We start from the raw sequence: 25,779 nt of genomic DNA, 5'->3' as shown, positions 1-25,779 counted from the left end.
TGCTCCTCATGCTCGCGCCTCGATCTGCGACGGCGCGACCGGGTGCGCGGCCCTGGCCCGCCTGACCCGATCCTCCCACGGCCGGGGCGCCGGACGGTCACGGGTCCAGCTGGCGGACGTCGGCCCGGCCCCGGAACGGCCCGTCCGGGAGGCCGCAGGACCCGGCGTCCGGCGCCGGGGCAGGGGTGCGCGGTGTGCTCCAATGCGGAGGTCACCGGACACCGGGGCGGCCCCGGACGCGGCTGCCGGAGAGAGACGGAGAGCGCGTGGAACTGGATCTCGCAGACGGCGCGGGGGTGACCCTGGCGGCGGGCCCCGCCGGAGTACGGCTCAGCGCGCGACCGTCGCCGCAGGCCCCGGAGACCGTGCTGCACTGCTCCCCCGCGCAGGCCAGGGAGCTGGCCGCCGCCCTGGTGCAGGCGGCCGGCGAGGCAGAGCGCGCACAGCCCGCCGAGCGCGTCACCGTGGAGGCGCGGGAGCTGCGCCGCGGCGATGTCAGGGACAGCGACCGCTCCATGACGGTGGAGCGCGTCAGGGCCCTGGGCGACACCGTCCAGGTCACCTGGAAGTCCGACGCTGGCCGCAGCTGGACCCAGGACTACGCGGCCGGTACCGGCATCGGCCTCAGGCACCGCGGCTGACCCGCCGGACGCCGGATTCCCCCGTACAGGCCCCGGCCGGGGCTCACCGCGAGGCGAGCGCGCGCTCTCCCGCTTCCCGCATGGCGGCCAGCGGTGCGGGCGTCAGGCCGGTCATCTGCTCGACCTGGAGCACCGCCTGGTGCACCAGCAGATCGAGGCCGCCGACGACGGCCCCGCCGCGGGACTGCCAGGCGGTGGCGAGCGGTGTCGGCCACGGCTCGTACAGCACGTCGAAGAGCGTGCCGGGCGCACCAGGAACGGCGGCGGCGAGCGCGTCGGTGGTGCCGGCCGGGGTGGTCGCGATGACCAGCGGCGCGTCGAACGCCCCGGCGGCCTCCGACCAGTCGGCCGTGCGCACGTCGACGCCCAGCCGCTCGCCCCAGCCGCGCATCTCCCGGGCGCGGGCGGCGCTGCGTACGTAGGCGGTGACCGGGCCCGTACAGATGAGGGAGAGGGCCGCGAGCGCGGACGACGCGGTGGCGCCCGCGCCGAGCACGGCGGCGGACTCGACCTTCTCGACCCCGCGCTCACGCATCGCGGCGATCATCCCCGGGATGTCGGTGTTGTCGCCCACCCGGCGCCCGTCGGCGGTGAACACCACCGTGTTGACCGCTTCGACGGATGCGGCCGTCGCGGTCACCTCGTCGAGCAGCGGGATGACCGCCCGCTTGAGCGGCATGGTCAGCGAGAGCCCGGCCCAGGACACGCCCAGCCCGTCGACGAACGCCGGGAGGGCCGCCTCGTCCACCTCGAAACGGTCGTACGACCAGTCGCCGAGGCCGAGTTCCCGGTACGCGGCGCGGTGCAGCACCGGGGAGAGCGAGTGTGCGATCGGCGAGCCCAGAACGGCCGCCCTGCGGGCCTCAGCCATTGCTCTGTTTGGCATCGAACTGCGTCTTCAACTTCATGAACTCCGCATACGTCTTGGCGAATTCGGTCTGGTGCCCGTCGATCGAAACAAAGAAGTAGTAGCCGTCCTTTGTCGGATTCAGGGCCGCCGCCATGGCGTCCTTACCCGGATTCCCAATGGGCCCGGGGGGAAGCCCTCTCTGCTTATAGGTGTTGTACGGGTCCGTGTTCTTGTTGATCTCCGCCGAGCCGATATTGATCTTGCTCTGGCCCTTGAGATAGTTGTACGTGGAGTCGAACTGGAGCCGCTGATTGGTGTTCTGGAGATTGCTGGGCTTCAGCCTGTTGTAAATGACCTCGGCCATCCGCCGGAAGTCGTCGTTCGTCTTCCCCTCGGCCTGGAGCATGCTCGCCACGGTGACGACCTGGAACGAGTCCTTGAGCCCCAGCCGGTGCGCCGCTGCGGTGAGGTTCTCGTCGCCGTACACCTTGTCCGCCTGGCCGACCATCTTCTTGAGGAGGTCCTCCGGCTTCATGCCCTTGGCGATCGGGTAGCTCGCCGGCGCGAGGAAGCCCTCCAGCGGGTCCTTGAGGTTCTTGTGCCCCTCGGCCCAGCTGGGCAGCCCCAGTTTGCCGGACTCCGACCTGGCGACACCGGCGGTGGTCCCGGCCTTCAGTTCGAGCCGTTTGTCGATGGCCGCGTACACGGTGGCGTTCCGCCAGCCCGGCGGGATGATGAGCTGGTTCAGGCTGTTCGGGTCCACCATCGCGGTGACCGCGTTCGCCGCGGACATCCGCTGGTTGAGGCTGTACACACCGGCCTGGAGCGCCTTGCCCTTCGGGTTCTTCCCGGCCGCGGTGACGAACGCCTGGACGCTCTTGACGACGCCCTTCTGCTTCAGCAGCCGGCCGATCCCCCCGACGCCCGTGCCCTGCGGGACCTCGACCTCGACCGGCGAACTGCCGATGCCGGTGTAGTCCGGCGGCGGCGCGTAGCGGGACTGGTAGTAGTTGTAACCCACATAGCCCACGCCGCCGATGCCGCCGATCAGGACCAGCGAGATCACGAAGCAGGCGCAGCCGTTGCGGCGCTTGGGCTTTCCGTTCTTGCCCCGGCGGTCCCGGGTGCCGTCACGTGTCTCGGCGGGGTCGTCGTCGTAGTCGTCGTCATCATCACCGCCACCGCCGCCGACAGGACCGTCGGCGCCGGTGAAGAAAGGATGCGTCTCGGGCTCGTGCTGCGGCTCGGCCTCGGCTTCGGCCTCCGCGGGCGGCTCCTGCTGCCATTCGTCCCGGCGCCCGGGGGGCTGCGGCGGCGGATAGGCGTCGGGCGTCCGGTAGAAGTCGGGGTTCTCCCCGTTGTGGTGCACCGGCTGTCCGCCGTACGGCATGTGCGGATCCGCCCCGTACACCACACCGCTCTGCGCCGCACCCTCCCAGCCGCCGTTCTGCTGCGGGTACGCGTCCTGCTGGTACGGGGGCTGCGCGTACTGCTGCTGGTACTGCGTCTGCTGCTGGGGGGTCTGCTGGTGCGGAGCCTGCGGGTACTGCTGCGGGTCCGGATTCCGCGCGTACTGCTGCTGGTTCGGGTCCTGCGGGTACTGCTGCTGGGCCCCGCCGTACTGAACGTGTCCCTGGTCCTGGCCGTACTGGGCGCGGTCGTACTGGCCCTGGCCCGCCCCGTGCTGCTGCGGGCCCTGCGGGTACTGCCCCTGCTGCTGCGGGTACTGCTGCTGATACGGGTCCTGCGGCCGGCTGTACACCGGGTTGCCGTACTGGTCGTACTGCTGCCCCTGGGCGTACTGCTGCGCCTGGCCGTTGTACGGCGTCTGACCGGAGGTGTCCTGCTGACCTCCCCATCCCTGGTCCCCGTACAACGGGTCCTCGGGATGCCACGGTTCGGAGCCTGCGCCCCGGCCATACTCAGTCATCGGTCCCCTAGAGCCGCGAGGCCTCCGGACGGTCCGCCTCTTGTGCCGTGCGGCAGCTGTTCGAAAACCGCCGCATGGCGCGGAACGTTACCGTAACCCGGTCAGACAACCACTTCGACGCCCTCACCTGGAGCAACGCCTGACGCCCGTTCGGACTCCAGTGCATTCTGCAGGATGACAACAGCCGCAGCCTGGTCGATGACAGAACGACCCTTTCTGGACTTTACGCCTGAGGCCCGCAAACTCTGACTCGCCGTTACTGTGGTCATCCTCTCGTCGATCAGTCGCACCGGAATGGGCGCAATACCACGAGCGAGTTCCTGGGCGAATCCGCGGACCTTGGCGGCCGCCGGGCCCTCTCCCCCATTCAGGGAACGGGGAAGGCCGACCACGACCTCAATCGGTTCGTACTCGGCGATCAATTGCCTCAACCGCCGGTGGGCGGCCGGGACATCACGTCCGGGCACGGTCTCCACCGGTGTGGCGAGGACCCCGTCGGGGTCGCACGAGGCGACCCCGATCCGGGCGTCCCCGACATCGATCGCGAGCCGGCGGCCACGTCGCATCAGGCGGTCTCTCCGACCAGGCGCTCGACGGCGGCCACGGCGTCGCCGATGGCGTCCGGGTTCTGTCCGCCGCCCTGGGCGACGTCCGGCTTGCCGCCACCGCCTCCGCCGAGCGTCTTGGCAGCCGTACGGACCAGCTCACCGGCCTTGAGACCGCGGCCCCGGGCGGCCTCGTTGGTGGCGATGACCGTCAGCGGGCGGCCGTTGGCCGTGGTGAAGAGGGCCACCACGGCGGGGCGGTCGCCCTGGATGCGGCCCCGTACGTCGAGAACGAGCCTGCGCAGGTCGTCGGCGCCCGTGCCGTCGGGGACCTGGCCGGTCACCACGGCGACACCGCGTACGTCCTTGGCCCCGGCGGCGAGACCGGCGGCGGCCTGGAGGACCTTCTCCGCGCGGAACTTCTCGATCTCCTTCTCGGCGTCCTTGAGCTTCGAGAGCATCCCGGAGATCTTCTCGGGCAGTTCCTCGGAACGGCCCTTCACCAGCTCCTGGAGCTGGGCGACGACCGTGTGCTCCCTGGCCAGGAAGTTGTACGCGTCGACGCCGACCAGGGCCTCGATCCGGCGCACACCGGAGCCGATCGAGGACTCACCGAGCAGCTTCACCAGGCCCAGCTGGGCGGTGTTGCGGACATGCGTCCCGCCGCACAGCTCCTTGGAGAAGTCCCCGATGGTGACGACACGGACGCGCTCGCCGTACTTCTCGCCGAACTCGGCGATGGCGCCCTGCTTCTTGGCCTCGTCGATGGACATGACCTCGGCGTGGACGTCGAGTTCATGGGCGAGGACGTCGTTGATCTTCTGCTCGACGTCGGTGAGGACCGTGCCGGGAACGGCGTTGGGCGAACCGAAGTCGAAGCGGAAGCGGCCGGGCGAGTTCTCCGAACCGGCCTGGGCGGCTGTCGGGCCGAGGGCGTCGCGCAGCGCCTGGTGGGTGAGGTGGGTGGCGCTGTGGGCGCGGGCGATGGCCCGGCGGCGGCGCTGGTCGATGGCGGCGTAGGCGGCGGCGCCGACCGTCACCTCGCCCACCTGGACCGAGCCCTTGTGCACGGAGACCCCGGGGACCGGCTGCTGGACGTCGCGGACCTCCACGACGGCGCCCGAGCCGAGCCTGATCCGGCCGGTGTCGGCGAGCTGGCCGCCGCCCTCGGCGTAGAACGGGGTCCGGTCGAGGACGATCTCGACCTCGTCGCCCTCGGTGGCGGCGGGCGAGGGCACCCCGTCGACGAGCAGCCCGACGATGGTCGACTCGCCCTCGGTCGAGGTGTATCCGGTGAACTCGGTGGCGCCCGAGCTGTCGGCGACGGCGCGGTAGGCGGAGAGGTCGGCGTGGCCGGTCTTCTTGGACCTGGCGTCGGCCTTGGCCCGCTCGCGCTGTTCCTTCATCAGCCGCCGGAAGCCGTCCTCGTCCACGGAGACGCCCTGTTCGGCGGCCATCTCCAGGGTGAGGTCGATCGGGAAGCCCCAGGTGTCGTGGAGCAGGAACGCCTTGTCACCGGCGAGGATCCGGCCGCCGGCGGCCTTGGTCTCGCTGACGGCGCTGTCGAGGATGTTGGTGCCGGCCTTCAGCGTCTTGACGAAGGCGGCCTCCTCGGCGAGGGCGACGGTCTCGATGCGCTTGCGGTCGGTGATGAGCTCCGGGTACTGGTGGCCCATCGTGTTGATCACGACGTCGACCAGCTCGGCGACGACCGGTCCGGTGGCGCCCAGGAGTCGCATGTTGCGGATGGCCCGGCGCATGATACGGCGCAGGACGTAGCCGCGGCCCTCGTTGCCGGGGGTCACGCCGTCGCCGATGAGCATGACGGACGTACGCATGTGGTCGGTGACGACCCGCAGCGAGACGTCCGAGCCCTCGGCCTGGCCGTACCTGACGCCGGTCAGCTCGGTGGCCTTGTCGATGACGACCTGCGAGGTGTCGATCTCGTACAGGTTCGGCACCTCCTGGAGGATCATCGCCAGGCGTTCGAGGCCCAGGCCGGTGTCGATGTTCCTGGACGGCAGGTCGCCGAGGATCGGGAAGTCCTCCTTCCCGTCTCCGGCGCCGCGCTCGTACTGCATGAAGACCAGGTTCCAGATCTCCACGTAGCGCTCGTCGTTGACGGCGGGGCCGCCCTCGACGCCGAACTCCGGGCCGCGGTCGTAGTTGATCTCGGAGCACGGTCCGCAGGGTCCGGGGACGCCCATGGACCAGAAGTTGTCCTTCTTGCCCAGCCGCTGGATGCGCTCGGCCGGTACGCCGATCTTCTCGCGCCAGATCTGCTCGGCCTCGTCGTCGTCCAGGTAGACCGTGATCCAGAGCCGCTCGGGCTCAAGACCGTAACCGCCGTCCGCCACGGAGCTGGTGAGCAGCTCCCAGGCGTACTGGATGGCGCCTTCCTTGAAGTAGTCGCCGAAGGAGAAGTTGCCGCACATCTGGAAGAACGTGCCGTGCCGGGTGGTCTTGCCGACCTCTTCGATGTCCGGTGTACGCACGCACTTCTGCACGCTGGTGGCGCGCGGGGCGGGCGGCTTGGCCTCGCCGAGGAAGTACGGCTTGAACGGGACCATGCCCGCGGGCACAAGGAGCAGAGTCGGGTCGTCCGCGATGAGCGACGCCGAAGGGACGACGGTGTGCCCGCGCTCCTCGAAGAAGCTCAGCCAGCGGCGGCGAATTTCAGCCGACTCCATCAGTGGTCCTCATTCCGGTTGTGCGAGTGCTTGGTGTATTCGATGGCGGCGAGACGTCGCCGCGCAGGAAGCTCGGCCGGTCCGGGCTGCGCGTCGATGCCGAGCGCCTCCCCCAGCTCCGCCTCGCGCTGGACCATTCCGGCCCGCACGTCGACGGCGAAGTCCTTCAGCCGGTGACCCGCGTCGACGGCCTTGTTCGCCGCCTGCGCCGCGAGGCTCTCCGGACTCAGCTGCTTGATCTTGCGGTTGACCTTGGTGGTGGCCCACACACCGGCTGCGGCGCCGGTGGCGAACCAGAACGTACGGCGGAACATTGCAGCGTCAGCCCTTCCGCTTCCTACGCCGTGGGGCCGGCACCGTGCGGCCGACGATCACCGGGCGGCGCGGGCTCTCCGGTTCCGCCCCGTCCCTGCGCCCGAGGGCCCGGCGGACGCCGTAGCCGAAGGCCGCGACCTTCACCAGCGGTCCACCGAAGGTCGATGCGACGGTCGTGGAGAGCGCCGACGCGTTGGAGGTGACCTCCTGCACATCGGTCGCGATGGCGTCGACCCGCTCCAGCTGGGTCTGCGCCGACCGGACGGCCGTGGAGGCGTCGGCGAGCAGGGGCACGGCCTGCTCCGTCACGTCCGCCACCAGCTTGGTGGTCGTCCTGAGCGTCTGGGCCAGCCTCACAAGCACCACGGCGAGGAAGGAGACCAGGATCGCCCAGAAGACGGCCACCAGGATGCCGGCCACCTCTCCACCGGACACGTTGCACCGCTCTCTGGTCGTCGGAAGTCACGTCGTTGGGTCACGTCGATTGCGGGTTCCGAGCCTATCGCGCCGGAACTCCGCCCCTGTACCGGATATCCGCTGTGCGCGCCGGGACTTCCGGTATCGGATTGTACGTAGTGCTTACCTCCGCGTACTCTCCGTGTTCTATGCGAAGCGACTCGACCGGCCATCGGACCGCACCCGGCAGCCTTCCGGCAGAGCTCAGCCGGTTCATGGGGCGCAGAGCCGAAACCGCCGAGCTGGCGAGACTCGTCGGATCGTCCCGGCTGGTCACCGTGGTCGGAGTCGGCGGCGTGGGCAAGACACGGCTGGCGACGCAGGTGGCGGGAACGCTGCAGGAACGGTTCTGCGACGGAGTGTGGCTGGCCGAGCTGTCCGCACTGCGCGACCCGGAGCTGATCGAGCACACGCTGGTCGAGGCCCTGGGGCTGACCGACCACACGAGCAGGCCGCCGCAGGAGGTGCTGACCCGCCATCTCGCCGGGCGGGAGCTGCTGTTGGTGGTCGACGGCTTCGACTTCCTGGTCGACGCGTGCGCCGGACTGCTCCTCGCCCTGCTGCGCGGCGCACCGGGACTGCGGGTGATCGCGGTCGGCAGGCGGCCCCTGGCGATCGAGGGCGAGCTGACCCTCCCGCTGGGGCCGATGCGGGACCGGGACGCCGTACGGCTCTTCACCGACCGCGTCTCGGCGGGACGGCCCGGATTCCGGTTCGCCCGGAGCGACGCCGCGCAGGTGGCGGAGGTGTGCCGGCGGCTGGACGGGATCCCGCTCGCGCTGGAACTGGCGGCGGGACGGATGCGGGCCCTCTCGGTCGAGCAGCTGCTGGGCAGGCTCGACGACCGGTTCCGGTTACTGACCGGGGGCGGCAGGGGCGTGCTGCCGCGCCACCGGACGCTGCGCACGGCGATCGGCTGGAGCCATGAACTGTGCACCCCGGAGCAGCGGTTGCTCTGGGCGCGGCTCTCCGTGTTCCCCGGGCAGTTCGACCTGGAGGCGGCCGAGTACATCTGCGGCGGCCCCGAACTGCCCCCCGACGGCATCCTGGAGGTGCTGGACGAGCTGCTCGCGCAGTCCGTACTGGTACGGGAGGACACCCCGGCGGGCGTCCGCTACCGGATGCTCGGCACGATCCGGGACTACGGGGCGCAGTGGCTCGCCGCGACCGGGGACACCGAGCGGCTCCGGCGGCGCCACCGCGACTGGTTCCTGGGGCTGGCCACCTGGTGCGAGCTGGACTGGTTCAGCCCCCGGCAGGCCGGGATCGCGGCCCGCGTGGACAGTGAACTGCCCAATCTGCGGGGCGCGCTGGAGTTCTCGCTCGAACACTCCGGGGACGTCCATCTGGCGCAGTACCTGGCGGGAACGCTCTGGTTCTACTGGGCGGGCTGCGGGCGTCTCGCCGAGGGCCGGCACTGGCTGGAGCATGTGCTGGAGGCCGAGGGCGGGCCCGACGGCGCACGGCTCAAGGCGCTCTGGGTCCTGGGATACGTGGCGGTGCTCCAGGGCGACGCGGTGGCCGCGGTGGCCGCTCTCCACGAGTGCCACGAGGCGGCACAGCACACCGGTGACCCGGTGGCGGCCGCGTACGCGCTGCACAGGACCGGCTGTCTGGCGCTGGTCACCGATGACATGCCGCGCGCGGAGGAACTGCTGCGCGAGGCGATCGGGCAGTACCGGGAGCTCGGCGAACTCAACAGTAACGTCCTGATGGGGCAGGTCGAGCTGGCGATGGCGGTGTGCTTCCGCGGCCGGCTCGCCGAGGCGGCCGCCATCTGCCAGGACGTCGTGGCGGTCTGCGAGGACCACGGCGAGCGCTGGGCGCGGGCCTACGCGCTGTATGTACTGGCCTTCGAGGCCTGGTCCGACGGCCGGGCGGCGAGCTCCCGCGAGCTGCTGTCCGAGTGCCTCACGACCAGCCACGCCTTCCACGACCAGCTGGGCACGGTGCTCGCCCTGGAGCTGATGGCGCTGCTCGCCCTGGAGGGCGGCGAGGCCACGGAGGCCGCGCTGCTGCAGGGCGCGGCCGGGCGGCTCTGGTCATCGGTGGGGCTGCCGCTCTTCGGCTCGGCGTACTACAACGCGCCGCATCAGCGGTGCGAGGAAGGGGCCCGCCGCAAGCTGGGGCCCGAGGTCTACGAGAGTTTCCTGTCGCGGGGTGCACAGCTCGGCCGGGACGCCGCGGTCGCGCGTGCGCTGCACGGCCCGGCGGCACGCGAAGACCCGCCGCCCCCTGCTCCGCGAGGAGCGAGGGGACGACGGGCCGAAGCGGTGAAGCGCGAGGTACGTCCGGATCAGCGGGCGTAGTACTCGACGACCAGCTGCTCGTCGCAGATGACCGGGATCTCCTTGCGGTTCGGGTCGCGGTCCAGGCGGAAGGCCAGGGCCTTCAGGTTCACCTGGAGGTAGCGCGGGGTCTCGCCCTCGGTGTCGTAGCCACCCTCACGGGCAACCTGGAAGGGGACCTTCTCGCGGCTGCGCTCGCGGACCATCACGACGTCGTCGGGACGGACGCGGAACGACGGCTTGTCGACCTTGCCGCCGTTGACCTGGATGTGACCGTGGACGACCATCTGGCGGGCCTGGTAGATGGTGCGGGCGATGCCCGAACGCAGGACCAGGGCGTCGAGACGGCGCTCGAGCTCGACGACCAGCGCCTCGCCCGTCTTGCCTTCGGCCTTCTTGGCGCGGTCGTAGGCGCGGGCCATCTGGCGCTCGCTGATGTCGTACTGGGCGCGCAGACGCTGCTTCTCCAGCAGACGGACCTTGTAGTCCGAGTTCTGCTTGCGGCCACGGCCGTGCTCGCCCGGCGGGTACGGACGGGCCTCGAAGTACTTGACAGCCTTCGGCGTCAGCGCGATACCGAGCGCGCGTGACTTCTTGACCTTGGGACGCGACTGGTTAGGCACGTTCTCCAGACCTCCATGGTTGGTTCGACTCACCTTGCTCAATGGAGATCGCATGTCTCGCCCGGGGAACAACCAGTCACATCACGGACAACACAAAGAAGGCCGACGCTCTGGGCGTCGACGCGACGGAGGTCCGATCAGATCGTGGTCAGCCGCGTCCCAGCGGACTTGAAACCGCCCGGATGCCGTCAGCAGCCGAGCGCACACGAACTCTCGTACAGAGTACCTGCTCCGCGGTAGTGCTGATGACCGGGGTCGGAGCGGCCCCGACCGCACCCGGCCGGCGTCGTCACTGGCGTCCGTCCGTGCCTTCGCCCGACAGCCGCTCCCGCACCTTCTCGACCACGTCCGCGTAGCGTGCCTCGGCGCCGTACCGGGTGGGCTCGTAGTAGCGCTTGCCCCGCACGGAGTCCGGGGCGTACTGCTGGGCGGCGATGGCGCCCGGGACGTCGTGCGGATAGACGTAGCCCTGGGCGTGGCCGAGCTTGGCGGCGCCCTTGTAGTGCCCGTCGCGCAGATGCGCCGGAACCGGCCCGACAAGGCCCGCGCGCACATCGGCGCGGGCGGCGGAGATCGCCGTCGTCGCCGCGTTCGACTTGGGGGCCAGCGCCAGCGCGATCGTGGCGTGGCTGAGGGTGAGCGCGGCCTCGGGGAAGCCGATCAGGGCGACCGCCTGGGCGGCGGCGACCGCGGTCGGCAGCGCGGTGGGATCGGCCAGTCCGATGTCCTCGCTGGCGGAGATCATCAGCCGTCTGGCGATGAACCTCGGGTCCTCCCCCGCCTCGATCATGCGGGCCAGATAGTGCAGGGCCGCGTCCACGTCGGAGCCGCGGATCGACTTGATCAGGGCGCTCGCCACGTCGTAGTGCTGGTCGCCGTCACGGTCGTACGCCACCGCGGCGCGGTCGACCGTCTCCTCCAGCGTCCCGAGCGTGATCTCCGGCTCGGACTTGGCCATGGCCGCGCCGGCCGCCGCTTCGAGTGCGGTGAGGGCGCGGCGGGCGTCACCGCCGGAGATCCGCAGCAGATGCGCCTCGGCCGCGGGCGCCAGCGTGACGGCGCCGCCGAGCCCGCGCTCCTCGGTGAGTGCCCGGTGCAGCAGCGACCGCAGGTCGTCGTCGGTGAGCGATTCGAGCGTCAGCAGCAGGGATCTGGAGAGCAGCGGCGAGATGATCGAGAAGTACGGATTCTCGGTGGTCGCGGCGACCAGCGTGACCCAGCGGTTCTCCACCGCGGGAAGCAGTGAGTCCTGCTGGGCCTTGCTGAAACGGTGGATCTCGTCGAGGAAGAGGACGGTCTCCTTGCCGTATCCCCCCGAGGCCCTGCGCGCGCCGTCGATCACGGCGCGGACTTCCTTGACGCCCGCCGTGATGGCGGAGAGCTCGACGAACCGCTTCCGGGTGGCCTGGCTCACGACGTAGGCGAGGGTCGTCTTGCCGATGCCCGGCGGCCCCCAGAGCAGCACGGACGAGGGCCCGGCAGGTCCGCCGCCGGACTCGCCGACGAGCCGTCGCAGTGGTGAGCCCTGCTTCAGGAGATGCTGCTGGCCCACCACTTCGTCCAGGGTGCGCGGACGCATCCGTACAGCCAGGGGGCTGCTGGACGGGTCCTTCTCCTGGCGCTCTTCGGCCGCGGCGGTGAACAGATCGGGTTCCACGTACAAACCCTATGCCAGACCAGTCACGCGGCTGACAAGGCCGCCGGGCCGCTGCCGCCGGCCGGGACCGGCCCGCCCGGGACCGGCCTCCTCGGGGTCACCGGCCTCCGCGGGGTCAGTGCGCCCCGGTCCAGAAGTCCCACCAGCGGGTGAGGATCAGCATGCCGATGATCCCGATGTGCACGACGGGCAGTACCCAGGTGAACTCGTCGAAGAAGCTCCGCAGCCAGCCGGGGGCGGCCAGCAGACCGTGCCGGATGTTGTGCGACGTGACGTACCAGAAGAGGGTGATCGTGCCCACCCAGGCCAGGCAGCACCAGAGGCAGAGCGAGTTGATGTTGTACAGGGACTGGTACTGGAGCCAGGTGACGAAGCCGACGCCGAAGAGGCAGCCCGCGTTGAACGTCAGCCAGTACCAGCGGCTGTAGCGCCCGCCCGCGATCAGGCTCATGCCGACGCCGATCACGACCGCGTAGGTGACCAGCCCCAGCATCGGATTGGGGAAGCCGAAGACCGAGGCCTGCGCGCTCTTCATCACGTTGCCGCAGGACACCACCGGGTTGAGGCTGCAGCCGGGGGTGAAGTTCGGGTCTTTCAGGAGCTTGAACTCGTCGAGCGTGATGAACCACGCCGCGACCAGCCCGGCGGCTCCGGTGATCACCAGAAGCCAGCCGAAGGCACGGCTCGCGCCGGTCTTCCCGTCCTGCTGCGCGGACACGTCGTCAACCACTGTCGTCGTCATCATGCCGATCCATCGCTCCTGTGGCCTGTGGGCAGGCTCATTGTGCCGCACCGCGCGGGGTTCGCACTGTTCGATGGAGATAAGGAGGTGCGGACGCCTGTGCCGGGCGGCCCGCCCGCCGGAAGGCCTTCCGGCCGGGTGGCGGGCCCGGCCGGCGGACGCGGGCGGCACCCGGCGTATCACAGTGCCGTCCCGGCGGACCCGCTGCGACCTGCGCATTCGGCCCGGGCCATGTGTCCGGGAGCGCGTGCACGGGAGGGCAGGCAGGGGCCGACGTGACCGGGTGGCCGCAGGTCCTCGCCCCCGGGGCGCCGCCGGAGCCGTCCCGCGCGCGGGCTGTCCGGGGGCCGTGAACCGTACCCGGCGATCATGTGTCGCAATTGCCCGGCAGAACGAATGGGCACACGCCGGGTTGACGTCTCCGCCCCTCTCGTCCCGAATGGGCAGGATTTTCGTGGCGGTCCTGCGCCTGCGGCCCGGGCGGAGAGTCTCCGCCCGGGCCGCAGGGTGTGCCGGGTTCAGCAGTGGGGCCGGTTTCAGCCGAGCCGCTTGCGGACCTCTTCGACGAGGGCGTCGAGCGGCACCCCGCTCTGCTCGCCGGACTCCATGTCCTTGAGCTGGACGACGCCCTCGGCGAGATCCCGCTCACCCGCGACCACGGTGAAGCGGGCCCCGCTGCGGTTGGCGCTCTTCATCGCGCCCTTGAGACCGCGCCCGCCGTACGCGAAGTCGGTGGCGACGCCCGCCCTGCGCAGCTCGGTGACCACCCCGAAGAGCACCCGCCGGGCCTCCTCGCCGAGCGGCACCGCGAACACGCTGGTCGTGGCGGGCAGTTCGAGCTCGATGTCCTCCGCCTCCAGCGCCAGCACCGTGCGGTCCACGCCGAGCGCCCAGCCCACCGACGGCAGCGCGGGGCCGCCGATCATCTCGGAGAGCCCGTCGTAGCGGCCGCCGCCGCCGACCGCGGACTGCGAGCCGAGTCCGTCGTGGACGAACTCGAAGGTGGTGCGGGTGTAGTAGTCGAGGCCGCGTACCAGCTTCACGTCGTCCTCGTACGCGACGCCCGCGGCGGTCAGCAGGGCGCGGACCTCCTCGTGGTACGCCTTGCACGCCTCGCACAGGTAGTCCCGCAGCATCGGTGCGCCGGTCAGCTGCTTCTGTACGTCGGCCCGCTTGTCGTCGAGCACCCGCAGCGGGTTGATCTCGGCCCGCCGCTGGGTGTCCTCGTCCAGGTCGAGCCCGCGCAGGAAGCCCTGGAGCGCGTCACGGTAGAGCGGACGGCACTCGCGGTCCCCGAGCGAGTTGAGCAGGATGCGGAACTGCCGCAGGCCGAGCGAGCGGTAGGCCTGGTCGGCGAGGATGATCATCTCCGCGTCGAGCGCGGGGTCCTCGGTGCCGATCGCCTCGGCGCCCACCTGCGAGAAGTGGCGGTAGCGGCCCTTCTGCGGGCGCTCGTAGCGGTAGTACGAGCCGGAGTACCAGAGCTTGACCGGCAGGTTCCCGGCCTTGTGGAGGTTGGCCTCCAGCGCGGCACGCAGTACCGAAGCGGTGCCCTCGGGGCGCAGCGCGAGCCGGTCGCCGCCGCGCGTCTCGAAGACGTACATCTCCTTGGAGACGATGTCGGTGGATTCGCCGACCCCGCGCGAGAAGAGCTCGACGTTCTCGAAGCCGGGCGTCTCGATGTACTCGTAGCCGGAGTTCCGCAGCGGGGCGGCGAGCGCCGCGCGTACCGCGAGGAACTTCGCGGACGAGGGCGGCAGAAGGTCGTACGTGCCCTTGGGGGCCTGGAAAGTACTCACGGAAAAGTCGTCACATTCCTCGTCGGGGAGCTGCCAGGCCCCGCAGATACGGGTTGGTGGCGCGCTCGCGGCCGATGGTCGTCTGCTCGTTGTGACCGGGCAGCACCACGGTCGAGTCGTCGAGCGGCAGGCACACGCGGGCCAGCGACTCAAGGATCTCGGCGTGGTCGCCACCGGGCATGTCGGTGCGGCCGATGGAGCCGGCGAAGAGCAGGTCGCCCGAGAAGAGAATCTGCGGAATGTCCGCCGCCTCGGGCATCCTGAACGTCACCGACCCCTTGGTATGGCCGGGCGCGTGCGAGACGGCGAACTCCAGGCCGGCGAGGGTCAGCTCGCTCCCGTCGGCCAGCTCCTTGACGTCGTCCGGTTCGCCGACGGTCAGTTCGCCCATCAGCGGCATCCCGATGGAACGGCCGATGCCCTCCTCCGGGTCGCTCATCATGAAGCGGTCGGCGGGGTGGATCCACGCCGGGACGTCATGCGCTCCGCACACCGGGACGACCGATGCCACATGGTCGATGTGGCCATGGGTGAGAACGACCGCCACTGGCTTGAGCCGATGCTTCCTGAGCGCGTCCTCGACTCCCTGGGCCGCCTGGTGGCCCGGGTCGATGATCACGCACTCCTCACCGGCGGCGGGGGCGACCAGATAGCAGTTGGTCCCCCAGGCCCCGGCGGGGAACCCGGCAATGAGCACGATCGTCCTTAAATGTCGGTCCAGCGGGAGAATGCAGCAGATGAGAGCCTACCGGCGCCGCTCACCACACAGCGAACCCATATACGGTACGGCCTAGCCCGGACAGGTATCGGACACGCGCGCATCACGCATGCATACGGACGAGGGAGAACACCCGGTGGTCAACAGCGATCAGCGGCGGCGGCAGCTCGCCAGGGAAAAGTTCGAGCGGCAGCAGGAGCGCCGCATCACCGCCCGGCGCAACGCACGGCGCCGCAACACGGTGATCGCGTCGGCGGTCGCCGTGGTGGTCGTGGCGGGCGGTATCGCGTGGGGAGCCGGGGCCTTCAAGGGCGACGACGGCAAGGCCGCCCCCGCCAAGGCCGCGGACCCGTCGCCGTCGGCGAGCAGCACCGGTCCGCCCGAGCCCGCGATGAAGATCGACAAGAAGGCGAAGTACACCTTCGCCCTCAAGACGAACCAGGGTGCGGTCTCCCTGGTCATGGACGCGGCGAAGACCCCGCACACCGTGAACTCCTTCAAGTCACTGGCGGACAAGGGCTTCTTCGACAAGACCAAGTGCCACCGCCTCACCACCAGCGGTATCTACGTGCTCCAGTGCGGCGACCCCAAGGGAGACGGCTCGGGCGGGCCCGGCTACACGATCCCGGACGAGAACCTGACCGCGCTCGGCAAGGCGGGCAGCGACGGTACGGTGACCTACCCGGCCGGCACGGTGGCGATGGCCAACACCGGCCAGCCGCACACCGGAGGCAGCCAGTTCTTCCTTGTGTACAAGGACAGCAAACTGCCCCCGACCTACACCCCGTTCGGGACGATGGACGCAGCGGGACTGAAGACGGTGAAGGCCGTGGCCAAGGCCGGAGTGACCGGCGGGAGCCAGGACGGGGCGCCCAAGAAGGCCGTCACGATCTCGAAGGCCACCGTCACGAAGGACTGAGCCCGGAGCCCTCCCTGAACAACGGGGAAACGGGGGAACACGGGGGAACCAGGGAACGGGGACAGGGGATATGGGGATATTCGGATGGGCCGGATGCGGACAGCCGCCCCGCCGTTCGCCTATGTTGGCGGTGTGCGGGGCGCAGGCAGCCCGGCCGAAGAAACTGTGGACGATGCCCGGGGGCCCACAAGTCTCCGCAGGCATCATGTGGATGGAGGCGCTGTGAGCAGCGACCCGTGGGGCCGTGTCGACGAGACCGGCACCGTATACGTGCGTACGGCCGATGGCGAGAAGGTCGTCGGTTCTTGGCAGGCAGGCTCTCCCGAGGAGGCCCTGGCCTACTTCGAGCGCAAGTACGAGGGCCTGGTCGTCGAGATCGGCCTCCTCGAACGCCGGGTGAAGACCACCGATCTGTCGGCCAAGGACGCCCAGACCGCGATCGACCACCTGCGCGGGCAGGTCGATGAGCACCATGCCGTCGGCGACCTGGACGCTCTGCGGGTGCGGCTGGACGGGCTGGTCTCGACGGTCGAGGCGCGCCGTGAGGAGCGCAAGGTCCATAAGGCCAAGCAGACCGACGAGGCGAAGCACGCCAAGGAAGCCCTGGTCGTGGAGGCCGAGGAGCTCGCGCAGAGCGACCAGTGGCGGTCCGCGGGTGAGCGGCTGCGGGCGCTGGTGGACACGTGGAAGGGCCTTCCCCGGCTCGACCGGAAGTCCGACGACGAGCTGTGGCACCGCTTCTCGCACGCCAGGTCGGCGTTCTCCAAGCGGCGCAAGGCGCACTTCGCGTCGCTGGACGCCCAGCGCGAGGACGCCCGCAAGGCCAAGGAGAAGCTGGTCGCCGAGGCGGAGTCGCTCTCCGGGTCGACCGACTGGGGTGCTACGGCGGCCCGTTACCGCGATCTGATGACCGACTGGAAGGCCGCGGGCCGCGCCCAGCGCGAGTCCGAGGACGACCTGTGGAACCGCTTCCGCGGCGCCCAGGACGTCTTCTTCGCCGCCCGCAGCGAGGTCTTCGCCGAGCGGGACGCCGAGCAGTCCGAGAACCTCAAGCTGAAGGAGGAGCTCGCGGTCGAGGCCGAGAAGCTGCTCCCGGTACGGGATCTCAAGTCGGCCAGGTCCGCGTTCCGGGCGCTCAACGAGCGCTGGGAAGCCATCGGCCACGTACCGCGTGACGCCCGGCCGAAGGTGGAGGGCCGGATGCACACGGTGGAGCGGGCGCTCCAGGAGGCCGAGGAGACCGAGTGGCGGCGCACCAACCCGGAGGCGCGTGCGCGAGCCGCGGGTCTGACGGGGCAGCTGCAGGACGCGGTCGACAAGCTGCGCAAGCAGATCGACACCGCGCGTGCGGCCGGCAACAACGCCAGGGCCGACAAGCTCGCCCGTGAGCTCGAGGGGCGGCAGGCGCTGCTCGACCAGGCGATGAAGGGCCTGGAGGAGTTCGGCGGCTGAGAGGCCTGAAGCAGCCGGTCTCCCGGACATGGGTGAGGGCCCTCCGCCGAGCGGAGGGCCCTCACCCATGTCCGGTGCGGCGGCCCGGTGTCAGGGCCTGCGGGCCGATGTCACCCGGTAGACGTCGTAGACGCCCTCCACGCCCCGTACCGCCTTCAGGACGTGTCCGAGGTGCTTCGGGTCGCCCATCTCGAAGGTGAAGCGTGAGGTGGCCACCCGGTCGCGGGAGGTCTGGACCGCCGCCGACAGGATGTTGACGTGCTGGTCGGAGAGGACGCGGGTGACGTCCGAGAGCAGCCGCGAGCGGTCCAGGGCCTCGACCTGGATGGCGACCAGGAAGACCGAGGACTGGGTGGGTGCCCATTCGACTTCGAGGATCCGCTCGGGCTGCTGCGACAGCGAGTCCACGTTGACGCAGTCCGCGCGGTGCACGGAGACCCCGCTCCCCCGGGTGACGAACCCGATGATGGGGTCGCCGGGGACCGGTGTGCAGCACCGGGCGAGCTTCACCCAGACGTCGTCGACGCCCTTGACGACCACGCCGGGGTCCGCGTTGGCGCGCCGCTTGCTGCGGCCGTGCGACGGCGGTGTGCTCTCGGCGATGTCCTCGTTGGCCGCTTCCTCGCCGCCGAGTGCCTGCACCAGTTTCTGTACGACGCCCTGCGCGGCGACATGGCCCTCGCCGATCGCCGCGTACAGCGAGGAGATGTCCGGGTAGCGCATCTCGTGCGCCAGCGTGACGAGCGAGTCGCCGGTGAGGATGCGCTGGATCGGCAGGTTCTGCTTGCGCATGGCCCGCGCGATGGCGTCCTTGCCCTGCTCGATCGCCTCCTCGCGGCGCTCCTTGGAGAACCAGGCGCGGATCTTGTTGCGGGCCCGGGGCGACTTGACGAAGCCCAGCCAGTCCCTGGAAGGTCCGGCGCCCGCGGCCTTGGAGGTGAAGACCTCGACCAGATCGCCGTTGTCGAGGGTGGATTCGAGCGGGACGAGCCGCCCGTTGACCCGTGCTCCTATGGTCCGGTCGCCGACCTCGGTGTGGACGGCGTACGCGAAGTCGACGGGAGTGGCACCGGCGGGCAGCGCGATGACGTCGCCCTTCGGCGTGAACACGAAGACCTCGTTGCGCGACAGATCGAAGCGCAGCGACTCCAGGAACTCGCTGGGGTCCTCGGTCTCCTTCTGCCAGTCGAGCAGCTGCCGCAGCCAGGCCATGTCATTGACGGTGTCCTGACGGGAGCCCTTGCCCGGACTCTTCGGCACGTCGGTGCGCACCTTGGAGGCACCCGCGACGGCCTCCTGCTTGTACTTCCAGTGCGCGGCGATGCCGTACTCGGCCCGGCGGTGCATGTCGAACGTGCGGATCTGGAGCTCGACGGGCTTGCCGCTGGGACCGATGACCGTGGTGTGCAGCGACTGGTACATGTTGAACTTGGGCATCGCGATGTAGTCCTTGAACCGCCCCGGGACCGGGTTCCACCGGGCGTGGACGGTGCCGAGCGCCGCGTAGCAGTCGCGGACGGTGTCGACAAGGATGCGGATGCCCACCAGGTCGTAGATCTCCGCGAAGTCACGGCCGCGCACGATCATCTTCTGGTAGACGCTGTAGTAGTGCTTGGGGCGCCCGGTGACGGTGGCCTTGATACGGGCGGCGCGCAGATCCGACTGGACCTCGTCGGTCACTATGGCGAGGTACTCGTCGCGCTTGGGCGCCCGCTCGGCGACCAGCCGCACGATCTCGTCGTACATCTTCGGGTAGAGGATCGCGAAGGCGAGGTCCTCCAGCTCCCACTTGATGGTGTTCATGCCCAGGCGGTGGGCGAGCGGCGCGTAGATCTCCAGGGTCTCGCGGGCCTTCTTCTCCTGCTTCTCCCGCTTGAGATACCGCATGGTGCGCATGTTGTGCAGCCGGTCGGCGAGCTTGATGACCAGGACGCGCGGGTCCTTGGCCATGGCGACGACCATCTTGCGTACGGTCTCGGCCTGCGCGGCCTCACCGAACTTGACCTTGTCGAGCTTGGTGACGCCGTCGACGAGGAGGGCGACCTGGTCGCCGAAGTCGCGGCGCAGGGTGTCCAGGCCGTACTCGGTGTCCTCGACGGTGTCGTGCAGCAGACCCGCCATCAGGGTGGCAGGATCCATGCCCAGCTCGGCGAGGATCGTGGTGACGGCGAGCGGGTGCGTGATGTACGGGTCGCCGCTCTTGCGCTTCTGCCCGCGGTGCCAGCGCTCGGCCACCTGGTAGGCGCGCTCGATCTGCCGCAGCGTCGCGGACTCGATCTTCGGGTCGTTGCCCCGCACGGCCCGCAGCAGCGGTTCCAGCACCGGGTTGTACGGCGAGGAGCGCTGCACGCCGAGCCGCGCGAGCCTGGCCCTGACCCGGTTGGACGAGCCACCGGAGCGCGCCACCGGGCTCTGCGGGGCGGGGCTCTGCGGGGCGGAGCGCGCGGTGGCTCCCTGCGCGGCCGGTCCCGGCGCGGGCGCCTGGGCGGCGGGCTTGGGCGTGGAGAGGGGGGCTGCGCCGCCGGGGCGCACCACGGGAGCCGAGGGCTTCGGCTGCCCGGCAGGCGGCTTCTCGGGCGTCGCTGGGGCCGCCGCGGCCTTCTGGTCCTGCTTCTCGGGCTGTGCGGCGGCTGCGGGCCGGTCCTCGTCTGGCAAGGGCACTCCTCTGGGGGTCCCCCCGGACGGAGCCTGGGGGAGGGTCCGGGTCCCCGTGTCAGGTCCGGAAGCCCATGGTAACGATCCCGGGCGATCCGCTCGCCCCGGGCCGGTGCCGGCACCGTACGCGAGAGACGGGCCGCCCGGGGTTCCGGGGGCCCGCCTCAGCGGTACGGCGTACGGATCAGACCGTGATCAGGGCGTCCAGCGGGGCTCCGCGCAGCGCGGGCTCCAGCCGGGCACGCCCGCCGAGGAAGCTCAGCTCCATCAGTACGGCCACGCCGATGACCTCCGCACCGGCCCGCCGGATCAGGTCGAGCGAGGCCTCGGCGGTGCCGCCGGTGGCGAGCACGTCATCGATGACCATGACGCGGTCGTCGGCGCTGAGATCCTCGGCGTGCACCTCGATCTCGGCGCTGCCGTACTCCAGGTCGTACGTCTGGGAGAGCGTCGCGCCCGGCAGCTTCCCAGCCTTGCGGACCGGGATGAAGCCGATTCCGGCGCGGACCGCGACCGGCGCGGCCAGGATGAAGCCGCGCGCCTCCAGTCCGACGATCTTCGTGGCGCCGTGCCGCAGACAGAGCTCCGCGAGGGCGTCGGTCAGCGCTGTGAAGGCCTCCGGGTCCGCGAGGAGCGGGGTGATGTCCTTGAACACCACGCCTGGCTGCGGATAGTCCTGCACATCCCTGATCCTGCTGAGCAGCAGGTCCTGGGTGCTCCGGGTGCTGGTCATCGGCGCTTCCCCGGGGTGCGCCCTCGGCCCCGCGGGGCCGGGGCGCGCCGGCCGCCGGCCACGGCGCCGGCCGGGGCCGGGGCGCCGTCCTGCGGCTGGAGGGTGTCGTCGTCCATGTCGGACGGCTCGCCCTTCGCAGCGGCGGCCCGCTTGGCGAGCACCCGCTTCTTGAGGGCCTGCATCGCGGGGTCGCGTTCCTTGAGGTCGGCGACGAGCGGGGTGGCGATGAAGATCGAGGAGTACGCACCGGCCGCGAGACCCACGAACAGCGCGAGCGAGATGTCGTTCAGCATGCCGGCGCCGAGGAAACCGCCGCCGATGAAGAGCAGGCCCGCCACCGGGAGCAGGGCGACGACCGTGGTGTTGATGGAACGCACCAGGGTGCCGTTGAGGCTGCGGTTGGCGATCTCGCTGTAGGTGAAGCGGGTCTGCTTCTTGAGGTCCTTCGACGCTTCCTTGAGACCGTCGAAGACGACCACGGTGTCGTAGAGCGAGTAACCGAGGATGGTCAGCAGACCGATCACCGTGCCCTCGGTGACTTCGAATCCGACGAGTGCGTAGATCCCGACCGTGATCGTGAGGTCGTGGATCAGGGCGACCAGGGCGGCGAGGGCCATTCGCCACTCGAAGGCGATGGCCAGATAGACCACCACCAGGATCATGAAGATCGCCAGGCCCTCCCAGGCCTTGGTGGCGATCGTCTGTCCCCAGCTGGGTCCGACCAGGTCGGCGGCGATCTTGTCGATCGGGAGGTGCAGGTCCTTGGCGAGCGAGCCGTGGATCTTGTCGGCCGTGCCGGTGTCGATCCCGGAGACCTGGATCCGCATGCCGCCGTTGCCGAGCTTCTGGACGGACGCGTCATGTCCGGAGAGCTTCTCCGCCACGTCCTGGGCGTGCGTCACGGAGACGCTGCTGCTCTGGGTGGTGGTGAAGACCGCACCGCCCTGGAACTCGATGCCCAGGTTCAGACCGCGCACCGCCAGGCCGACGATGGCCGTGATGGTGATCAGGATCGAGATGCCGTACCAGATCTTGCGCTTGGCCACGAAGTCGTAGCCGACCTCGCCGCGGTACAGCCGGGCGCCCATGCTGCCGAGTCGCGACATCTCACGCCTCCTTCGGGTCGGTGGGAGCGGAGGAGGCGGTGGTGGCACCGCGCGAGCGGCGGAGCGGCGGTTTGGCGCCGAGCCGCTTCGGGTCCAGTCCGGACCACGGGTGGCCGCTGTAGAAGAACTTCCTGCGGGCCAGCAGCGTCATGATCGGCTTGGTGAAGAGGAAGACCACGACGACGTCGAGCAGCGTGGTCAGACCCAGAGTGAACGCGAAGCCCTGCACCTTGCCGACCGTCACGATGTACAGCACAGCCGCGGCGAGGAACGACACGAAGTCCGAGACCAGGATGGTGCGCCGGGCGCGCGGCCAGGCGCGCTCGACGGCGGGCCGCAGCGTGCGGCCCTCGCGGATCTCGTCACGGATGCGTTCGAAGTAGACGATGAACGAGTCCGCGGTGATACCGATCGCAACGATCGCACCACACACCGCAGGCAGGTTGAGTGCGAAGCCGATGCCCTTGCCGAGCAGCGACATCAGTGAGTACGTGAGGATCGCGGAGACCAGGAGGCTGAGGATCGCGATGAACGACAGGCCGCGGTAGTAGGCCACCAGGTAGATGATGACCAGCGCGAGGCCGATCGCACCGGCGATGAGGCCCGCCTGGAGCTGCTCGCCGCCGAGCGCCGCGGTCACGGTGGTGACGGTCTCCTCCTTGAAGGAGAGCGGGAGCGCACCGTAGGAGAGCACGTTGCCGAGGTCCTCGGCCGACTGCTGGGTAAAGCTGCCGGAGATCTGGGCGCTGCCGCTGAGCGTCTGGCTCACGCTGGGGGCCGAGACGACGGCGCCGTCCAGCGCGATGGCGAACTGGTTCTGCGGGGACTGCTGCTTCGAGAGCTTGCTGGTGATCGCCTGGAACTTCTTCGAGCCCTTGCTCGTGAAGTCCATCTGGACGATCCACTGGCCGCCCTGCTGCTGGTCGATGACGGCCTTGGCGCCGGAGACGTCGGTGCCGTCCACGGCGGCGGCGTCGAGGATGTACTTCGCGTCACCGGACTGGCTGCACGCCACGGTCGGGTCGCTGGGCTTGACGTTGTCGCCGCCGGCCTTCGCGCGGCCGGCCTTGGTGGAGCAGTCGAGCGCGGCGAACTTCTTCTCCAGCTTGGCGGCGGCCGCCGTGTCGGCGGGCGACGGGGAGGGGCTGGACTGGGGAGGCGACGACGGGTTGGGCGTGGGGCCGGTCTTCAGCGCGTCGGTGACCGCACGGCCCTGGGGGGACGAGGGGGTCTTCTTCGACGACGAGGACGGCTTGTCCGTGGCCTTGGACTTGTCCGTGGCCTTCGACGAGGCGCTCGGGGAGGGCGTGGTGGAGGGCTTGGTCGGCGTCGGCTTGCCCGCTGCGACCGTCACCACAGGGCGGAAGTACAGCTGGGCGGTGGTACCGACCTGCTCCCTGGCCTGCTTCTCGTTCGTCCCCTTGGGGATGTTGACGAGAATCTGGTCCTTGCCCTGCGTCTGCACCTCGGCCTCGGAGACCCCGAGTCCATTGACACGGCGCTCGATGATGCTGACCGCGGTGTCCATGTTCTTCTGGTTGATCGCGTTGGGCTTGCCCGGCTGAGGCTTGGCCTGGAGCGTGATGCTCGTACCGCCCGCGAGGTCGATGCCGAGACGCGGCGTGACCTGTTTAGCCCAGAACATCCCGCCGACGAGCGCAACCATGGCGATCAGGATCAGGGCCAGGGACCGCCCGGGCTTGCCCTGGGCTCCCGTCTGCCTTCGGCCCTTGTTCGGTGCTGCCACCTTGTCGATTCTCCCTGTCCTACCGCCCGCGCCGGGTATGCGCTGTGAGCGGCCACGAAGTGATGTGGGGGACCTGCTCCGCTTGTAGCAGTGCACGGTCTCGGGGACCGCCGGTGCTGCCGTCGGGCAGCACCGGCGGTCCCCGGATGTGCTACTTCGCTTCGCCCTCGCCGTCGTTCTTCTTCTCGGCCTTGTCGGCCTTCTCGGCCTTGTCATCGGACGCGGCCTCAGCCTTGTCGGCGTCCTCGGCATCGTCGGAGGAGGCGGCGTCGGCGTCCGGGGTGTCGTGCTTGCCCAGGTCGACCTTGGCGGCGTCGTCGAGCTCGGTCAGCGAGGACGCGTCGTCGGGGACGATGGCGGTCTCGCCGTGGACGATGCGGTTGTACTCCGCGTCGTCCAGGACCGCGCCGATCGCGTTCTTGCCGTAGACGGCGTGGACGCCGGGCGCGATCTCCAGGAGGACCGAGTCCTCGTTGATCTCCTTGACGGTGGCGTACATGCCCCCGATCGTCCGGACGCCGGTGCCGGGCTGCATCTCATTGCGCATCGTTGCAGCCGCCTGCTGCTTGCGCTTGGCGGACCGGGTCATCAGGAACATGGCCCCGATGAGCACGATGAAGGGGAGGAGGGTCACGAGACTCACGGGAGGGAACTTCCTTCGCACGACCGCGCTGGTCGCGGCCTGATCTTCGGGGGCGGGGCATGCCGACCGGGAAGGGCGGCATCGGCGGAGTCTAGGCGAGTCCGCATCAATGGAACAACGCCCAGCATGGCACCGGGGTTCCGCCGCGTGCACTCCCGCGCCTTCTCACGCCCCGAACAGACCCGCTTGTCCCTTTCCCGCAGCGCCTCCCGCACCACTCTGCGGGGGTACGAGTCCCAGGTGCGCCCAGGCCGCCGGGGTGGCCACCCGGCCGCGCGGGGTGCGGGCCAGCAGCCCCTCACGGACCAGGAACGGCTCGGCGACCTCCTCGACCGTCTCGCGCTCCTCCCCCACCGCCACGGCGAGCGTGGAGAGTCCCACGGGTCCGCCCCCGAACAGCTTGAGCAGGGCCTGGAGCACCGCGCGGTCCAGCCGGTCGAGTCCGCGGGCGTCAACCTCGTACACCGCGAGCGCCGTACGGGCGATCTCCCGGGTGATCACCCCATCGGCCTCCACCTGGGCGTAGTCGCGGACCCGGCGCAGCAGCCGGTTGGCGATCCGGGGGGTGCCGCGGGAGCGTCCGGCGATCTCCCCGGCGCCGTCCTCACCGATCTCGACGTCGAGCAGCCGGGCCGAGCGGTGGATGACGCGCTCCAGCTCGGCCGGTTCGTAGAACTCCATGTGCCCGGTGAAGCCGAAGCGGTCGCGCAGCGGCGGCGGCAGCAGGCCCGCCCTGGTGGTCGCGCCGACCAGGGTGAAGGGCGGCAGCTCCAGCGGGATGGCGGTGGCACCCGGCCCCTTGCCGACGATGACGTCGACCCGGAAGTCCTCCATCGCCATGTAGAGCATTTCCTCGGCGGGCCTGGACATGCGGTGGATCTCGTCGAGGAAGAGGACCTCGCCCTCCTGGAGGGACGAGAGGATCGCGGCGAGATCCCCGGCGTGCTGGATCGCGGGGCCGGACGTGATCCGGATGGGAGCGCCCATCTCGGCCGCGATGATCATCGAAAGGGTGGTCTTGCCGAGGCCCGGGGCGCCGGAGAGCAGCACGTGGTCGGCGGTGGCGCCGCGCTGCCTGGCCGCCCGCAGCACCAGGTCGAGCTGGAGCCGGACCTTCTCCTGGCCCACGAACTCGTCCAGGTCCTTGGGGCGCAGTGCGGCTTCGACAGCCTGGTCCTCACCGTCGGCGTCGGCTCCCACCAGGCGCTCTTCGGTGTCGGGGGCGGTGTCGTCCCACTCGTTCTGAGGAGGCAGCATGCGGGTCTCTCGA

Annotated in this window: 21 protein-coding genes; 4 read left to right on the top strand and 17 right to left on the bottom strand. The window is 70.2% G+C overall.

The features are described 5' to 3' along the window. Window positions 1-266 precede the first annotated feature (266 nt). Window positions 267-641 (top strand): hypothetical protein, encoded by a 375-nt coding sequence (locus tag OG210_RS27625; protein WP_328324692.1) that lies wholly within the window; start codon window positions 267-269, stop codon window positions 639-641. 43 nt (window positions 642-684) lie between these two features. Here the strand turns inward: OG210_RS27625 and OG210_RS27620 are convergent, their stop codons facing one another. The 6 genes from OG210_RS27620 to OG210_RS27595 all read right to left on the bottom strand — a co-directional run bounded on the left by OG210_RS27620 (window position 685) and on the right by OG210_RS27595 (window position 7,406). Beyond that, window positions 685-1,512, bottom strand: coding sequence for a shikimate dehydrogenase (locus OG210_RS27620; RefSeq protein ID WP_371539152.1), 828 nt, complete (start codon window positions 1,510-1,512; stop codon window positions 685-687). After that, the gene (gene mltG, locus OG210_RS27615) at window positions 1,505-3,421 is read right to left on the bottom strand and encodes an endolytic transglycosylase MltG (protein WP_328324695.1); all 1,917 of its coding nucleotides are present in this window, start codon (window positions 3,419-3,421) and stop codon (window positions 1,505-1,507) included. The genes OG210_RS27620 and mltG overlap by 8 nt, the downstream gene beginning before the upstream one ends. Before the next feature lie 101 nt (window positions 3,422-3,522). Continuing rightward, window positions 3,523-3,987 carry a Holliday junction resolvase RuvX gene (ruvX, locus tag OG210_RS27610; RefSeq protein ID WP_327298667.1) on the bottom strand — a complete coding sequence of 155 codons (465 nt, stop codon included), beginning with the start codon at window positions 3,985-3,987 and terminating at the stop codon, window positions 3,523-3,525. Further along, window positions 3,987-6,656 (bottom strand): alanine--tRNA ligase, encoded by a 2,670-nt coding sequence (alaS, locus tag OG210_RS27605; RefSeq protein ID WP_328324697.1) that lies wholly within the window; start codon window positions 6,654-6,656, stop codon window positions 3,987-3,989. Before alaS ends, ruvX begins: the two co-directional genes overlap by 1 nt. Further along, a complete protein-coding gene (locus tag OG210_RS27600; protein WP_266858937.1) occupies window positions 6,656-6,970 on the bottom strand; it encodes a DUF6167 family protein in 315 nt (104 codons plus the stop codon). The genes alaS and OG210_RS27600 overlap by 1 nt, the downstream gene beginning before the upstream one ends. A gap of 7 nt (window positions 6,971-6,977) precedes the next feature. Next, window positions 6,978-7,406 carry a DUF948 domain-containing protein gene (locus OG210_RS27595; RefSeq protein ID WP_328324701.1) on the bottom strand — a complete coding sequence of 143 codons (429 nt, stop codon included), beginning with the start codon at window positions 7,404-7,406 and terminating at the stop codon, window positions 6,978-6,980. Window positions 7,407-7,576: 170 nt separating this feature from the next. Here OG210_RS27595 and OG210_RS27590 point away from each other — a divergent pair, with 170 nt between their 5' ends. Beyond that, the gene (locus OG210_RS27590) at window positions 7,577-9,736 is read left to right on the top strand and encodes an AAA family ATPase (protein WP_328324703.1); all 2,160 of its coding nucleotides are present in this window, start codon (window positions 7,577-7,579) and stop codon (window positions 9,734-9,736) included. Here the strand turns inward: OG210_RS27590 and rpsD are convergent. The 5 genes from rpsD to OG210_RS27565 all read right to left on the bottom strand — a co-directional run bounded on the left by rpsD (window position 9,724) and on the right by OG210_RS27565 (window position 15,233). Beyond that, entirely contained in the window at window positions 9,724-10,338 is a 615-nt protein-coding gene (gene rpsD, locus OG210_RS27585; RefSeq protein ID WP_164265384.1) for a 30S ribosomal protein S4, read from the bottom strand. The two genes, OG210_RS27590 and rpsD, sit on opposite strands and share 13 nt — an antisense overlap. A 289-nt stretch (window positions 10,339-10,627) precedes the next feature. Further along, entirely contained in the window at window positions 10,628-11,995 is a 1,368-nt protein-coding gene (locus tag OG210_RS27580; RefSeq protein ID WP_328324705.1) for a replication-associated recombination protein A, read from the bottom strand. Between the two features lie 115 nt (window positions 11,996-12,110). After that, the gene (locus tag OG210_RS27575; RefSeq protein ID WP_328335342.1) at window positions 12,111-12,737 is read right to left on the bottom strand and encodes a vitamin K epoxide reductase family protein; all 627 of its coding nucleotides are present in this window, start codon (window positions 12,735-12,737) and stop codon (window positions 12,111-12,113) included. 536 nt (window positions 12,738-13,273) lie between these two features. Beyond that, entirely contained in the window at window positions 13,274-14,536 is a 1,263-nt protein-coding gene (gene hisS, locus OG210_RS27570; RefSeq protein WP_328324707.1) for a histidine--tRNA ligase, read from the bottom strand. Between the two features lie 10 nt (window positions 14,537-14,546). Continuing rightward, window positions 14,547-15,233 carry an MBL fold metallo-hydrolase gene (locus OG210_RS27565; protein WP_328324709.1) on the bottom strand — a complete coding sequence of 229 codons (687 nt, stop codon included), beginning with the start codon at window positions 15,231-15,233 and terminating at the stop codon, window positions 14,547-14,549. Between the two features lie 157 nt (window positions 15,234-15,390). Here OG210_RS27565 and OG210_RS27560 point away from each other — a divergent pair, with 157 nt between their 5' ends. Together OG210_RS27560 and OG210_RS27555 are read left to right on the top strand one after the other, a co-directional pair. Next, on the top strand, window positions 15,391-16,173 hold the full coding sequence (locus OG210_RS27560; protein WP_328324711.1) for a peptidylprolyl isomerase: 783 nt from the start codon (window positions 15,391-15,393) through the stop codon (window positions 16,171-16,173). A 222-nt stretch (window positions 16,174-16,395) separates the two neighbouring features. Further along, a complete protein-coding gene (locus OG210_RS27555; RefSeq protein WP_328324713.1) occupies window positions 16,396-17,625 on the top strand; it encodes a DUF349 domain-containing protein in 1,230 nt (409 codons plus the stop codon). Between the two features lie 90 nt (window positions 17,626-17,715). Here OG210_RS27555 and OG210_RS27550 read toward each other — a convergent pair whose 3' ends face one another. From OG210_RS27550 to ruvB, 6 genes are all read right to left on the bottom strand, one after another. Continuing rightward, window positions 17,716-20,280, bottom strand: a complete 2,565-nt coding sequence (locus tag OG210_RS27550; RefSeq protein ID WP_328324715.1) for a RelA/SpoT family protein — start codon at window positions 20,278-20,280, stop codon at window positions 17,716-17,718. 184 nt (window positions 20,281-20,464) lie between these two features. Beyond that, window positions 20,465-21,013 carry an adenine phosphoribosyltransferase gene (locus OG210_RS27545; RefSeq protein ID WP_371539144.1) on the bottom strand — a complete coding sequence of 183 codons (549 nt, stop codon included), beginning with the start codon at window positions 21,011-21,013 and terminating at the stop codon, window positions 20,465-20,467. Further along, complete coding sequence (gene secF / locus OG210_RS27540) at window positions 21,010-22,119, bottom strand: protein translocase subunit SecF (protein ID WP_328324719.1); 1,110 nt, start codon at window positions 22,117-22,119, stop codon at window positions 21,010-21,012. Before secF ends, OG210_RS27545 begins: the two co-directional genes overlap by 4 nt. Before the next feature lies 1 nt (window position 22,120). Continuing rightward, window positions 22,121-23,866, bottom strand: a complete 1,746-nt coding sequence (gene secD, locus OG210_RS27535) for a protein translocase subunit SecD (RefSeq protein ID WP_328324721.1) — start codon at window positions 23,864-23,866, stop codon at window positions 22,121-22,123. Window positions 23,867-24,017: 151 nt separating this feature from the next. After that, window positions 24,018-24,509 (bottom strand): preprotein translocase subunit YajC, encoded by a 492-nt coding sequence (gene yajC, locus OG210_RS27530; RefSeq protein WP_328324723.1) that lies wholly within the window; start codon window positions 24,507-24,509, stop codon window positions 24,018-24,020. Between the two features lie 165 nt (window positions 24,510-24,674). Further along, on the bottom strand, window positions 24,675-25,766 hold the full coding sequence (gene ruvB / locus OG210_RS27525; RefSeq protein WP_328324725.1) for a Holliday junction branch migration DNA helicase RuvB: 1,092 nt from the start codon (window positions 25,764-25,766) through the stop codon (window positions 24,675-24,677). Between the last annotated feature and the right edge of the window lie 13 nt (window positions 25,767-25,779).

The sequence above is a fragment of the Streptomyces sp. NBC_00466 genome (assembly GCF_041433995.1).
Classification (GTDB): Bacteria; Actinomycetota; Actinomycetes; order Streptomycetales; family Streptomycetaceae; genus Streptomyces.
The sequence above is the reverse complement of the archived record's forward strand: the minus strand, read 5'-3'. Positions and strand labels throughout refer to the sequence as shown.